Below are 14303 nucleotides of genomic sequence, written 5' to 3' on the forward strand. Positions count from 1 at the left end.
GCGCATGCCCCCCGCTCCAACTGTTTGGAGGCGAGAAGACGGCTTATGTGCCGCCGAACCTCCAGACCGGGATGCCGAGGCGCTTTGCTTTGTCCGCCAGGTTGTCCTGGATTCCTGTGCCCGGGAAGTGCATGACGCCAATCGGCAGGAGTTCGAGCATGGCGTCGTTGCGTTTGAATGGGGCTGCCTTGGCGTACTTGGTCCAGTCAGGCTTGAATGCGATCTGAGGCACCTTGTGATTAGTCGCCCATTTGGAGGCGATAAGCTCCGCACCTTTCGGCGAGCCGCCATGGAGCAGGACCATGTCGGGATGCTTGGCGTAAACCTTGTCGAGGCGGTCCCAGATGAGGTGGTAGTCATTAAAGTCTAGCCCGCCGGTGAGTGCGATCTTCGGTCCTTCCGGCAACAAGACCTCGGTTTCAGCGCGACGTTTTGCTGCGATGAAGTCGCGGGAGTCGATCATTGCTGCGGTCAGCGTGCGATGATTCACCAGTGATCCCGATCGAGGGCGCCAGGAGGATCCGGTGTGAGTCTCAAAGCGTTCGATGGCCTGATCGCGGAAGAGTTCCAGGCAGTTGCGGCGCTCGATCAAAGTGATGCCCTCGGCCGTCAAGCGCTCGAGTTCGACTGATCGGACCTCAGAGCCATTCTGCTCGCGCTGGCTCTTCTGCTGCGCCTGCTCGTTATCGTCTAGATGGCGTTCGATGCGGTCGACGGCTCGATGGAACAGGTTGACGGTCGACCACAGCAGATCGCCCAGGTCCGGCTCGAGCCGCGTGTCGCTCAACGTCGCGACCAGGGCGTCGAACACATCGGCGACGGCGCCAGCGATCATCTTGCCCTCGGGGAGCGGTCGTGGGTCAGGCTGGTCGTCGAAGGGACGGTAGCCGAAGAGCTGTAGTTCGGTCAGCACGTGGTCAGTTGGAGAAGAGGCGTGCGGCGGTTCGATATCGTCGTTGTCGGTCATTGGAGTGATCCTTTTCCGGATCGGCCGCGCCCATCGCGGCCTTCGTGGCGATCACTCAGACGGCGGGCGGAACGGGCCAGAACCCGCAAGGGCCGAAGCGGCAGCGGAGGATGGCGGAGGCCGGCTATTTTGCTTCGCGATGCAAAGCGCGCCGGTCTAATGGCTGATGTCTTCTCATCGCCAGCGCGCGGCGGAAAATAGCCGGGCGTAGCCATTGCCGGCCCGGTCCGCTTGCCGTCCGATCGCCCTCTAGAAGGCCGAGGTCGCGTCCTCTTCCGGCAATGGCCTTGGAACGACCGAGCTATCAACGTCGATCGAAGCACCGGCCTATTCTGCGGCTACTGTCGACGAATGCAGGAAGCGGACGACGTCCTCTGGTGCGAGTTGAAGCCGTAACTCTGCTCGGAGGGCCTCGAGACCGAAGATGTGCAGGTCTTCGTTGAAATCCCCCAGCCGGGGCGACAGGGTGATCGCTTCAACGCCGGCCTCTTCGGCGCGCTGGGTGAGAATCGCCTGTACGGCATCTCCGGCAGCATCGTCATCGCGGGCGATATAGAGCCGACGCAGGCCAGATGGCAGCATGATTGCTGCGAGATGATTGGCCGAAATCGCGGCAGCCATGGGCATGGTCGGCAGCACGTAACGCAATGAAAGCATGGTCTCAATCCCCTCGCCGGCGGCGAGCACGTCGCCCACCACACCGAAGCGGACGGCGTTGCCGAGCAGGTCACCCATAGCCCGTCGTGGCGTGTCGATCGGAGCCTTGCCGAGACGAACGCGATCAAAGCCGTCTGGATCGAGCCAGGTTCGGTGCGCTCCGGTGATCCGCCCCTCGAGGTCCGTGACGCGGGCAATCATCGCCGGCCAGGTCTCGGTGGGCGAATGCTCATCCGGTCGATAGTAGCAACGAGGGTGGAAGCGCAGGCTGCCACCATGGTGGATGTGGGTTATCCCGCGACGCTGCAAGTATTTTTCGACCACCGTCCCCTCGATCGGACTGGATATCGCAAAGAGCCGACGGGCGGCTTCCTGCGATCCAGCCGGCGCTACCGAACGAACGGGTTTCGAGGTCAGCTGGGGCACGGGACGAGGCAGCTTCAGAAACCGTCTCGCCTCCTCGGCGGCCGCGCTGAAGTCGCGCAACCCCCGGCATTCGCGGATGATGTCGAGGAGGTCGCCATGCTCGCCGGTCGCAGCGTCGGTCCACTTGCCGGCAGGGCCCTTCGGTGATTCCTGAAGCCGCACGAACATCGAGCGGCCCGGCTTGTTGCGGACGTCGCCGACCACCCAGTACCGCCCCGCGCGCTTGCCATTGGAGAGATAGTATCGGCACACGGCCTCGGCCTCGCGCGCGAGGCGGCATGCCAGTTCGCAAGGCGCGGGGGACATCACGCAGCCACCCGCTCACTGACGCGCGCGACCGGGTAGGTTTCGAGCACCTTTGTCAGGATCCCGACGCCGCTTTCGTCTGTGGGCACAAACATCCGCAGCTTCCAGGAGATGATCTCTCCAAAGAGGCCGTAAGCACGGAGGCGATCGCGCATCGTGTCGTTGAATCCCGATAGCTCGATGCGGCATGCGCCCATCACCCGGACGCGACGAAGCTGGAGCCCTTCCGCGAGATCGAGGAGGGTGCGTCCTTCCATCAAGGCCGCAAAGGCAGTGTCCGGCGATAGCGTAGGCGCGTCCGCCGCGAAGGCGTTTGCGACCCACGCCGCAGAAACCTTGCGGCCGATGATGCGCTCGCCCGCATCGGTCTGGAGCCGATAGACGCGGGTCGATTCGTTCGGCAAGCGTTTCCAGATGGGCAACAGCAAGCCGGCCACTACGTGGATCGTGCTTTCCGTGAACTCAGGCACCTCGGCGAGCTCCGCCAGCCAGGCCGCGGCAAAACGTTCGCGATCCGCTTCGACCCAATGGCTCTCCGCCATCATGTTCAGTCGGACTTGGTGCTGCTCCATAGGGCGGATCAGGCGGACGCGGCGCTCGATGTCGCCGTCGTCGAGCATGATGCTCGCGGCCGGAACCTGCACGGCGGCCCTTCCTGAGCGCTCGTTGATCAGCAGGACGGCAGGATTGGAAAGACGAGTAAGGGCGTCATCCAAACCAACGGGATGGTTACGCCGGCGCTGGATGACGCTGAGCAGCCGCGTCTCGGCACCTGTGCGCGGATGGACATAGATCGTCCGCCGGCCGCTGACGACAAAGCTTTCGGCGCGGAGCGTTTCCAATCCGACATCGTACGTGCCCGATGCGACCGCGCCCTCGATCCGGGCGGTCAAGAGCTGCTCGAAAGCAGTGAACAGGACATTTTGCAGGTCGATGGTGAGCGCCAACAACCTGTTCAGGAAGGTCGTGATCGGCGGCAGGTCATCCCTGAGCCCATTGGCATCTGTCAGCTTCAGGCCGGTTGCATCCTCGAACTTCTCGAGCGAACAGCCGTCGACTTTGCCGCGCACCAGCAGCATGTAGAGTTGACGCAAAGCATCGCGCCCGTACTGACTTTCGAGATTGTCCTCGGGCCGGAAGAGGCCCTGTCCTCCGGTCTGGCGCTGGCCGCGCGTAATGGCCCCCAATGTGTCGAGCCGGCGCGCGATGGTGCTGAGGAAGCGCTTTTCGGCCTTCACGTCGGTCGCGATGGGCCGAAACAGCGGGGGCTGCGCCTGATTGGTCCGGTTTGTGCGGCCGAGCCCCTGGATCGCAGCATCCGCCTTCCAGCCGGGCTCAAGCAAATAGTGGACCCGCAAGCGGCGATTCCGGGCCGACAGCTCGGCGTGGTAGCTCCTCCCCGTGCCGCCCGCGTCGGAGAACACGAGGATTCGCTTGACGTCGTCCATGAAGGCCGATGTCTCAGCGAGATTGGCCGAACCGGCTCGGTGGTACCACCAACCGGTCGCCCTTACGAATGATACGGCGCGTGCGGCCGGTCACTTCGGCGACCATGTCGGTGCCGAAGCGCTGGACGATTTGATCCAACGCGCCGGGTACCGGGGGCAACGAGGCGAGTTTCTCGATGAGGCGGCCGCGTCGTGCGACGGCTTCCCGGCTCTCGACTGGCTGGCCATCGCGATAGACAGGCCGAGAGCAGAGATTGCCCTCCGAGTCGGTGAAGGGCTCGTAGAGCTGGACCGGGAAGGAATGGGCGAGATAGTCGAGCACATATTCGCGCGGAGTGATGTCGACCTGGACGTCGCCCCAGTCTTCGGTCGGGATCTCGGCGAGCCGGCGCTCCATTAGCGCTTCGCCCGTTGAAACAATCTGGATGACGGCGGCATGGCCGGCGTCGAGATCGCGATCGATCGACCGGATGAGCGACGGCGTTTTCATCGAGGTCAGCAGATGACCGAAGAAGCGCTGTTTGGCGCTCTCGAAGGCGGATCGAGCCGCGGATTTTGCCTGCCCGTTCAGCGTTCCGGTCTCGCCGATGATGTTGGCGGCCCGCATCGCCGCATCGAGGTTGTTATGGATGATGCTGAACGCATCGGCATAGGCGTCGTAGATGCGAACCTGCTCCGGTGTAAGCTGGTGCTCGACGAGTTCGTACTCGACGCCCTCATAGGACAATGAGCGGGCGGCGTAGAGACCGAGCGCCTTGAGGTCGCGCGCCAGAACCTCCATCGCCGCGACCCCACCCTGCTCGATTGCCTCAACGAACTCGGCACGTGTGGCGAATGGGAAGTCGGCACCGCCCCAAAGGCCGAGGCGTTGGGCATAAGCGAGGTTGTGGACCGTGGTGGCGCCCGTCGCCGACACATAAACCACCCGAGCATTGGGCAAAGCGTGCTGGAGCCTCAGGCCTGCGCGCCCCTGCTGAGAGGCCGCCTGATCGCCGCGCTCGCCCTTGCCACCGGCCGCATTCTGCATGGCATGGCTCTCGTCGAAGACGATCACTCCGTCGAAGTCGGAGCCCAACCATTCAACGATCTGACTTACGCGCGAAAGCTTCTCGCCACGCTCGTCGGTGCGTAGCGTGGCGTAGGTGGCAAAAAGGATGCCTTCCGAAAGCCGGATCGGTGTGCCCTGGCGAAACCGGGACAGAGGCGTAACGAGCAGTCGCTCCATGCCGAGTGCGGACCAGTCGCGCTGCGCATCTTCGATCAGCTTGTCGGATTTGCTGATCCAGACCGCCCGGCGGCGGCCATTGAGCCAATTGTCGAGCAGGATGCCGGCGACCTGCCGCCCCTTGCCCGCGCCGGTGCCATCGCCCAAGAACCAGCCGCGGCGAAAGCGGACGGCATTCTCAGCGTCGTCGCGCGCGGCCGCCACAACATCAAAGGTCGCATCGACGGTCCAGGAGCCCGCAAGGAATTCGGAAAGCGCCTCGCCAGCATAAATGATGCTCTCGACCTGGGCGTCCGATAGAACTCCATCTGCCACCAGACTTGAAGGCAGATGCGGACGGTAGGACGGCTTCGGCGGCGCAACGGACGCCATCGCCGCGGACTGCACGAGTTTCGTCGGATGGGAGCACGATCCGGGAATACGGATGGACTGTAATCCGTACTCCTCATATAGCGCATCGGTGAGGCGGGCGCCTTCCGGCGGCGACCATTCGACGGTCTCGTACGTGAGTTCGACGCGATTTGGCGCTGCGCTTTCCGAAGTGGACGACAGACATGATACGGAAGCGCCCGCCGATCGGGGCATTGCAGGGCGGCTAACGATGTCGGCCACGACCGGCGCGGCGACGGGTAGCCTCGGAGGCACGTACTGGGTCACCCAATTGAGCAAGATGGCAACATCGCCGGCCATGCCCTGCGATGCAGGAAAAGCCTTCGGATCGGCAGCGGGCCACTTGTCGATTACGAGCAGCCTCGTGTCCGTCTGAGTGCCGTGCTTGGCATAGACGGCGCCGTCGATCGCGGCAGAGAACACGACCCGTCCGCGCTCCTGGAGGCGAACAAAGGCCTCTAGCCACGCCGGGTTATCCGGCGCAAGGCCTGCGCCAACGATGGCGACGAGGCGTCCACCATCGCAAAGGCGCGCGAGCGCCGAAGCGATATGCCGGAAAGCGGCGTCTGCCATCCGTCGATCGACATTCGCCACCGCGGAGAACGGCGGGTTCATCAGAACCACGCTCGGCACAACGTTCGCGTCGAGGTGATCATCGATCTGCGCGGCGTCGAACCGCGTGACCTCAACGTTGACAAACAAATGATCGAGCAGCGCCGCGCGACCTTCAGCCAATTCGTTCAACATCAGAGAGCCGCCGGCGAGCTCGGCGAAGATCGCGAGCAATCCGGTCCCCGCGGATGGCTCCAGAACGCGGTCGGCAGGCGTAATGCCGGCTGCGACGCATGCGGCCAGCCCAAGCGGGATCGGCGTCGAGAATTGCTGGAACGCCTGACTGTCCTCGGAACGCCGCGTATGGGTCGGCAGACAGCTCGCGATTCTCGCGAGCATTGGCAGCATGGCAGCCGTCGAGCCAGCCTTGGCGCGCATGGCCGGACCGAACTTGCGAAGAAATAGAACTGTTGCCGCCTCGCAGACGTCATAGGCGGTCTTCCAGCTCCAGACGCCGGCCGCGTCTGAGGCGCCGAAGGCTGCCTCCATGGCGCTACGCAGGACGGCGGCATCGATGCGACGGCCGCGTTCGAGCTCGGTCAGGAGCTGTCGCGCGGCCCTGATGGCGGCGGAGGTGAGATTTGCGGCGGCACGCATCGAGAGCGGCGCGGCGGCAGCGCCGCCGGCGAGAGATTCGGTCATGGCAGGATTTCTCGGGAGAGCAGGAACAGGTCGAACCGCGCGGCGCTCCCCTTAAGACCACGGCAATTCAAACCTTCCCGGCCCTGCTCTCCCTCTCAGCGCTCGCCCATAAAATGGGGACCGGCGTTACACACCGGTCTCCAGGCAACTGCGGGATGGCCCGAGCCATCCCGCTCTGTGTCACTCAGCCGCGTCGAGCTGTTGCGGGTCATCGTCGCCGGCGTTCTCCCGATCCTCATCGTCGGCGAGAAATTCGGGTAGCGGGCCTGCTTCAACCTCCGGCTCCAGTGACGCCGCATGGGGATCGACGAGACGCAGCGGTTCCGGCAACCAGCCCGAACCATCGAGAAGACGTTCGGCCTCTTTGGCCATGTCGGCCTTCTTCAAGTGGGCGATCAGCTGCGCGGAAGATTCTCCCCTTGCTTCTCGCACGGCTTCCAGAATGCGAGGCTTGATGACCCCGCCAAGATAGTTGTCGACGGTGGGTCGCCAGCCGGCCTGCACCATGTCCAGCCCGACCGCGCGCGCCAGCACATTGGCCTGGTCGAGACGCGCGCGAACACTATGGGCGGAGACACGGCCCTGATCGTAGTGGTTGGCTGGCTCGTAGAGAGCGTTGACCGCAAATGACGCACAGTGAGCGAACAGGGACGCCTGAGCGGCACCGTCGAGAGCTGTGAGCGCATCCCACAGGTCCTTCTCGCCTTTCGGCAACCGTGCTTTCCAGGACTCAGGCGGCGCCTCGACGGTCTTCGCGGACGCGCTCTCCCTCAGGCCGGGGGCTTGAGCGGGGAAGGTCGGCGTGCGAAGTCCGATCTCAAGGGGACTCCCCGTCGACGAGAACCCGTAGAAGGCAGTCAGCACGAAATTGTGCAGCACCGCCTGGAACGCGATCGCCGGATTTTCCGCCAGCGCATCGCGCAATGCCAGTGTACGATGTGCGGTCAACTCGGTGATCAGCCGATCCGGCAAAGGTTTGGCCGCGTCCTCATCATCTTCTTCAGTGTCAGCAGCGCTACTTGCGACCGCGATGACGTGCGCTGAATGGAGCTACCCTCCTTCCCCTCGACCGGCTGCGCATCGGTGCCCTGCCTGACGTCAGAATCGATCGCGGACATGTCGTCCTCCGACCGAACATAGCCCCGATCCACCGACAGGCGCCCTTCGGAATCGATGCTGACGAAGACGCCAGTGCGGACGATCTCGGCCGGCTCGTAGATCATCGATCGGTGTTCGAATGCGAGCAGTGCCGCTTCGATCTTGCCGAGCCGCTGGTCGACCTCATCGGGCAGTTCGTCGGCATCCTGATAATCCGATTCAAGCTTAGTATGCTCGCCGTTGGGTGCGTCGATGGTGGCCTGCTCCTCCGGGGTGAGATCCATAGGTTTGCCCTCGAGTTCGCGGAGGCCGTTGGTATGGCCGTAGGGGAAATCGACCGCCACTGAGATCCAGTTCCAACCCTCGGTTGCGATGCTTTCCGCCTCGAGCTTCAGCTTGTCGGTAACAAGACGGTCCAACAAGGCAAGGTCCTGCAAATATCCGCCATCGTCCTGCTCGAACAGATCACGCAAAACGCCGCCGCCTGCCTGTTCGTAAGCCTCGAGGCCCACGAACCGAGCGCGGCGATCGGACGCACGGACCGTTAGTTCGGTCAGCAAGCGCCGGATCTGGTATGGCTCGTCGTAACCCGAACGACTGACCTGCTCCCAGACTTGCTCCTGGCGAACATGATCGGCTGTCACCGAGAACGCCATCAGTTGCTCGAGCGTCATACCGTCGTGGGCATAGATCTCGTGCAGCTTGCTCGAAACCGAGGCCAGTCGAAGCCGCTGCTTCACGACGGCCGGGTCACAAAATGCCACGCAGCGGTCTTCCTCGCTCATGCCACCTTGCTGGAGGCGCTGGAACGCGCGGAACTGATCGAGGGGGTGGAGGCCGACTCGCTCGTCATTCTCCGCAAGCGAGTCATCTTCCGCGATACCCTGGTCCCGAACAACGCACGGAACCGCTTGCGTCTCCGCCATGCGCTTTTGTTTCACAAGCAGTTCGAGGGCGCGATAGCGCCTGCCGCCTGCAGGCACTTCGAACATGCCCGTCTCGTTCCCTTCGGCATCAACGACGGCACGGACGTTGAGGCTTTGCAGGAGGGTGCGCGCCGCGATGCTTTCGGCGAGTTGCTCGATCGAAATGCCCGCCTTCACATGGCGAACATTGGATTGGCTCAGCACCAGCTTATTGAAGGGAATGTCGCGTGAGGGCGACAGGGTGATCTTCTGGACAGCCTTCGTGATGTCGAGTCTCCACGACGGGCCGCCGCGAGCCTCTCTCGGCCTTCAACCCGTCGCGAAAACGACCCTGCCCTCTCACTCGCTTACCCGCGGTGGCCGAGGAGACCCTCACGCTGCCTCCTGTTCCGCTCTCTCCGTCGTCATGTCGCCAACCTCCTCCGGCAAGAACCCAAGGAGATAATCCGCAACCTTGCTGGCTTGCGAGGCAGCTCGCACAATAGCACGATTGTCCTCTCGCAGCACCTCAAGCCAGGAGCCGATATAATCGGCATGTCGCACCGTCGGCACGATGCCGAGCGAGGCGCATCCGAATGCGGATGATATCTCCGCGATCAATTCCTCAAAGGCATACTTCTTGCTTCCGTAGCTTCCCGACAAATCGCGACTCAGACGCGATGTATGGCCGCTAGCATGCGCCAGCTCGTGAAAGGCCGTCCGATGCCAGTTGATCGGCTCGAAATAGGCTTGTGGTGGCGGTACCTGCACATAATCTTCTGCCGGCATGTAGAAGGCGCGGTTGCCGCCAATGCGGAAGTCGATCCCGGTCGCCTTGATCAGGTATTCAATCTTTGGCTCGATAAGGCCAGGTGGCGGAGGTGGCGTCGTTGCGATCTCCGAAGGCAAGCCTTCGCACTGATCGATATTGAAGACCGTGAACCGCTTGAGGAACGGGATGGCCTGCGCTTCGTCACCTGTTTCGCTGGCGCGCCGCTTTTCGTCGGCCGGCACAAACCGGTCGGCATAGACGACGCTCGTGCCGCGCTCACCCTTGCGGACGTGACCGCCGAGCGAGAGCGCCTGACGGAAGGTGAGCCAGCTCTGACTGGTGAATGCGTGTTCGGTGGCAGCCCCCCAAAGGATTAGGACGTTGATGCCGCTGTATTGACGGCCAGTGGCGGCGCTTTCCGGCATGGCCAATGACGCCGCCGCCGCCGCCGAACCCCAAGGCTGTACCCACGGGACGCGGCCGGCTTCAAGCTCGCCGATAATTTTGTTGGTGATTTCGTCATAAAGGCTGGTTCGGTCCTCGCCGGCGCGTGCCCGAAGATAGTGTCTGGACATAACGGATCTCCGCGACGGGCGCCGCGAGCCTCTCTCGCAGCCTGTAACCCGTCACGGCAAAACCCGGCCGGCACTCTCACTTTAACCTTCTTCAGGCGAAATCGAGGCCGCGTGATTTGCGAGAGCTCCTCACCCACACAAATGACAGAATGCGAAATCTGCGACGCACTCCGTCTTTCGTTCCATTCTTCGGGATGGCCTCGCGGTGCTTTAGGGCCGCAGGCCCCACCAGGCGTGGGCCAACGGCGCATCGCCTCAACGCAAAATGGCACCCGGAGAGCGTGAGCATAGCGACCCGAAGGGGCACGCGGGTCCGAGTGCGGCGACGAGACCGGTTCAATAGCGGCACCCGGGAACGGGGCAGTGATAGCGATCGCCGAGAGGCGAGCCGCTTTCCCGAGTGCCCCCGGCGAGAAACTCCGCAGGCCTTGCGCGAGGGATCGAAGCCGGATGGCCGAGACGCAAAGCGGCTCGGTTCACGAGACCCCGGTGCGGCGGAAGCCGCACGCGCAAAGCGGAAAAATCCGCTAGTCTGAAGATCTAGATGTCCTCGCGCGCATGCGTCTGCGCATCATAGATCCTGATTTGAAGCATGGGAAAACGTTTCTTTAGTTCTTCTCCACCTGCCCTGGCGCCGTCTCTGGTTGCAAATTCGGCTTTGAGTCGGCCATCCACTTCGAGTGCGTAACCAGAGGCCGGCGGTTCACGGGTAGCTGCAACCATTTCATTCCCATTGCGTAGTGAAGGGCTTAAAATGATGGGTAACGTGAGTCGCCAAACCGCGCTAGTCCCACTCCCCGAGCGCGGTGATCGGCGCACCATGTGGATTGACGCTTCGCCGTGCCCAAATGGGCACTGGAGATACAAGGCGCGCTGAGCCCCGGCCGTCCTTGAATGCGGCGACGGTGCGGGTATCGGTGGACGTACCCTCCCTACCGCAAGGGCGAGAGTATCCTTGTTGCGCCACGTGCGTGGGTTGGAAAAGTAGCGGACAGGCGCGCACCGTGCACTCTCGCACTAGTCAGCTTCTCGAAAGCCAACCGTCCTAAAATTCGAAGCCGATCTTTAAGGGCCAACCGAAGAGGCTTTGTTCTCATAGGAGCAAGGGAGAGCATAATGGATTCCAATCGGATAAACGGTGCCGGCTTGCCAGAGTTCCCAACGGGGTACGCCCGCTCACAGGAGGATCATGAGCTTTTCAGACAAGCTGTAAACGACGTCGGGCGGCCGCTCGCCGCTGTACCGGCAAAGCCCCCGATTTGGAGTTCGAGCGCTCCATACGGGAACTTTGCACGCGATGGCTACTCCTGGAACAACGATGTGTGGGGCAGTGGTGCCGGGCCTCAGACCATTTCAGTGTATGGACCGAACCGGTGGAGCGTGTGGTCGAACCAGCCTCGAACTGGTGGCATCAAGAGCTATCCGCATGAGGCCGTCCATATCGGGAAGCCGCTCAGTGCAATCAACACCTTGAGCTCGACCTTCAATCAGGACGTTCCTAACAGCGGCGCTTGGGACACCGCCTATGATATTTGGGACAGCTCAAACCAGCATGAGATCATGATCTGGACAAACTACACCGGAAACTCGGACGGTAGCGGCAACGTTAAGCCGATTTCTTATCATTATCGGCAGGATCCCTCCGGGGCGGCGATCCCCGTCTACACTAACGTCGAGGTGGGAGGGACGACCTGGAACGTGTTTCAAGGGAACAATGGTCACAACGTCATCTCGCTCGTGCCCACTTCGAAGAGCAATAGCGGGACAGTGGACATCAAGGGCATCCTAGAGTGGATCAAGTCGAAAGGCTACTTCGGCGACATAAACGTCGGTAGCGTCCAATACGGCGTCGAGATCACCTCGTCCCCAGGCGGAATGGACTTCAAGTTCAATAACTGGACTGTGACCTCAAAGTGAAGATCCAGTTCTGTTCGCCTCAGTCAGCTTTCTGTCACCGTTATCTCGACGACGGGCGCTGGTGTACTGGCGTAGCCTTGCGGACGCGTTCATTTGCAATGAACGCGTGTGTTGCTAGCTGCGGAAGATAGCACAGGTCAGATTTTTGGCACAGTCCAGATGGTACCTGCCGGCTCTGAGAGCCAGATGCATAGCGCTCAAGTCGTCAAACTGCTGGTTGGAAGAAGTGCACGCCGTCGCGGTATCGGGCGCTGGCTGCTGTCGGCTGGGAAAGATATTGTTGACGCTCAGCACGACCACAAGTTCTGCTGCCGAGCGTCTTTACGCCAGCGAAGGATGGCAGCGGGTGGGGTATCATACCGGGTTGTGTGCTCGCCTCTGACGGAACCTATCGCTCGACGACCTTCTTCTACAAGAATCTCTGATACTGCGTTGCTAGATCATTGCTGACGGGCTTGGTATTCATATAGACAAGATCGTCGGGTCGCGTCCCGATAACCATCATCGTCGGGGAGCATCGCTGACATTGCAGCCTTGTTCATGGTTTGTGAACAACGACAACGGGATCTCCAGATGAGAATATCAAAACTGAGCAGACGGTGGATCATCCAACTGCTGGCACCGCTTGTAATCACAATGACTTGCATGAGCGCCGCTGAGGCTAGTTGCAGTCCCGACGCCGCCGGGCCGACGATCGGGATTTAAATTCCATGCGCATGGGCTGCGGAGACTGAAGCAATGCCTAGCAATGCGCTTGACAAGCTGCCCCAGCTCCTAACTGCCGCGTTAAAAGACTTCTTCGTCGAACATCGAAGCCCGTAAATCGGGGCGCCCGGTAGCGGCACTAAGGGAAAGGGGCTCGCCTCTCGGCGATCGCCATCACTGCCCCGTTCCGCCTTCGGCGCGCGCCGCCCGTGGGAGGCCGGCGTTCCCCTCATCGCATAGAACGAGAGGATCCGTCCTCCCTTCAGCGTGTCGCCGACGGTCGCCTTTGCAGCAGGTGACGCCATGCGATCAATCCGACGCCTGAGGCTTCGGCCTCCGGCTCCCATTGCGCAATGTCGGAGGCGATGACTTGGCCTATTATCGTTTCGCAGAAACCGGGGCCGACTCGATTACATTTGAGACGAACGCGTCAGAGCCGCCGATCCGAGTATGAGGCTTGGAGCATTGCTAAACTGCGGTGAAGTTTTACCAGGAAGACCTGAAGCGCCGGCGCCGGGCGACCGGGATCGTATCTGTGGGACAAACGCGATGGCAAAGGGGTAAGGGCGAGAATTGCACAAACTAAGCGCCTCAGTTCGCGCGCGACGGATAGCTCGCAATCTTGCGAGTGAGCTGCCAAGTTCGACCGTGTTGGTCTCGGCTAATTGCTGCGCTCGCTGCTTAGCCGCCTCCTCACCAGCGCAGCCTTACGCAGTGCACTATATTCCCGTCGGGCTGCGCTGCGTGCATGTCTTTGGTGGAGGTCGTCATCGGTCATGCTTATCTGATCGCGACCAGCGGCCGGCGTATTGCCTAGTTGCAACGTTCCTGTATGGACATCGCTCGGATCTTATTCCCCGCCAGTTGCGCTCGACGATAGCTATAATCAATTTTTCAGTGGCGATCAGAGCCAGCTCCATTTTTTCCTTAACAATGGTCGACGTATCTCGACCGATACTGTCGAGGTGGTTCAGGGCCATCGTTTTGAAGCTATGGGCTAGGCGCTCCTCGGCATCGTCACGTGCATAGTCTACAATAGTATCCAGGTGGGCGACGATTTCAGCCCGTTGCTCGGTCGGTTTTGGTCCGTCAAGCAACGTTATCGCTCGAATAAAGGACTCCTCAATGGGGATCATATCACGTCTCCTTTGGACTGTGGTTGGAAGCAGTGATTCCAGCTCGCACCGTTGGTGAAGATTCAGCGGAAAGGCGGGGACTTCAAGCGGCTTACCGCTCCGAAAAACGGCCAGCGCAGGGGTGATTCGGCGCTCACGCCCCCGAAAGCACTGTCTCTACCACCAGCCGTCGCCCTCGGAGTTAGCAAGGCTGGCCACCTCGGCCCCCCAGAGGCTGAACTCCCAAAGGGTGCTGCTAATTATCGCGGAGAAGGACTGCAAGGTACCTACCAGGATTGGTTGGCGCCGATCTCATGTGGTCCGCGATTAGGCAGCTGGTGGGGGTATGGGTCGTGGCCGTGTGTCCACTCGATTCCAAATTGGTGGTTCTCCCTTTGAACGAGAACCTAAGCGTCGTGCCCTGCCTTTCCGCTCGCGTGGACGGCATCGACCGCGGCGCGGATTGCCTCCTTCTGAGTAGCGTATGGGTCGGCTATCGTCGCTCGCAGTCATTTTGGCCACGCCGTGGAATCGTGGTGGCTG

The 14303-nt window shown here is 61.7% G+C and carries 9 protein-coding genes and 1 pseudogene; 2 read left to right on the plus strand and 8 right to left on the minus strand.

The window, feature by feature from the left end; genetic code table 11:
* Positions 1-43 precede the first annotated feature (43 nt).
* The 7 genes and pseudogenes from I6F20_RS27320 to I6F20_RS27345 form a co-directional block, all read right to left on the minus strand.
* Complete coding sequence (locus tag I6F20_RS27320; RefSeq protein ID WP_225128627.1) at positions 44-967, minus strand: DUF2493 domain-containing protein; 924 nt, start codon at positions 965-967, stop codon at positions 44-46.
* Between the two features lie 327 nt (positions 968-1294).
* Positions 1295-2356 carry a DUF7146 domain-containing protein gene (locus I6F20_RS27325; protein ID WP_225128629.1) on the minus strand — a complete coding sequence of 354 codons (1062 nt, stop codon included), beginning with the start codon at positions 2354-2356 and terminating at the stop codon, positions 1295-1297.
* On the minus strand, positions 2356-3804 hold the full coding sequence (locus I6F20_RS38410) for a strawberry notch C-terminal domain-containing protein (protein ID WP_518513072.1): 1449 nt from the start codon (positions 3802-3804) through the stop codon (positions 2356-2358). The genes I6F20_RS27325 and I6F20_RS38410 overlap by 1 nt, the downstream gene beginning before the upstream one ends.
* 13 nt (positions 3805-3817) lie before the next feature.
* Positions 3818-6673: a strawberry notch-like NTP hydrolase domain-containing protein gene (locus I6F20_RS27330; protein WP_518513073.1), complete on the minus strand. Its 2856-nt coding sequence runs from the start codon at positions 6671-6673 to the stop codon at positions 3818-3820.
* Between the two features lie 180 nt (positions 6674-6853).
* Positions 6854-8964, minus strand: a pseudogene (locus I6F20_RS27335) (ParB/RepB/Spo0J family partition protein).
* A gap of 105 nt (positions 8965-9069) precedes the next feature.
* A complete protein-coding gene (locus tag I6F20_RS27340; RefSeq protein WP_225128631.1) occupies positions 9070-10023 on the minus strand; it encodes an ArdC family protein in 954 nt (317 codons plus the stop codon).
* A 540-nt stretch (positions 10024-10563) separates the two neighbouring features.
* Complete coding sequence (locus tag I6F20_RS27345; protein WP_225128633.1) at positions 10564-10746, minus strand: hypothetical protein; 183 nt, start codon at positions 10744-10746, stop codon at positions 10564-10566.
* 393 nt (positions 10747-11139) lie between these two features.
* Here I6F20_RS27345 and I6F20_RS27350 point away from each other — a divergent pair, with 393 nt between their 5' ends.
* Positions 11140-11940, plus strand: a complete 801-nt coding sequence (locus I6F20_RS27350; protein WP_225128634.1) for a GH12 family glycosyl hydrolase domain-containing protein — start codon at positions 11140-11142, stop codon at positions 11938-11940.
* Positions 11941-12048: 108 nt separating this feature from the next.
* Positions 12049-12390, plus strand: a complete 342-nt coding sequence (locus tag I6F20_RS38415) for a GNAT family N-acetyltransferase (protein ID WP_368736795.1) — start codon at positions 12049-12051, stop codon at positions 12388-12390.
* A gap of 1022 nt (positions 12391-13412) precedes the next feature.
* Here the strand turns inward: I6F20_RS38415 and I6F20_RS27355 are convergent.
* Positions 13413-13781, minus strand: a complete 369-nt coding sequence (locus I6F20_RS27355) for a hypothetical protein (protein ID WP_225128636.1) — start codon at positions 13779-13781, stop codon at positions 13413-13415.
* Positions 13782-14303 lie beyond the last annotated feature (522 nt).

Source organism: Bradyrhizobium sp. IC3123 (assembly GCF_020193625.1).
Taxonomy (GTDB): domain Bacteria; phylum Pseudomonadota; class Alphaproteobacteria; order Rhizobiales; family Xanthobacteraceae; genus Bradyrhizobium; species Bradyrhizobium yuanmingense.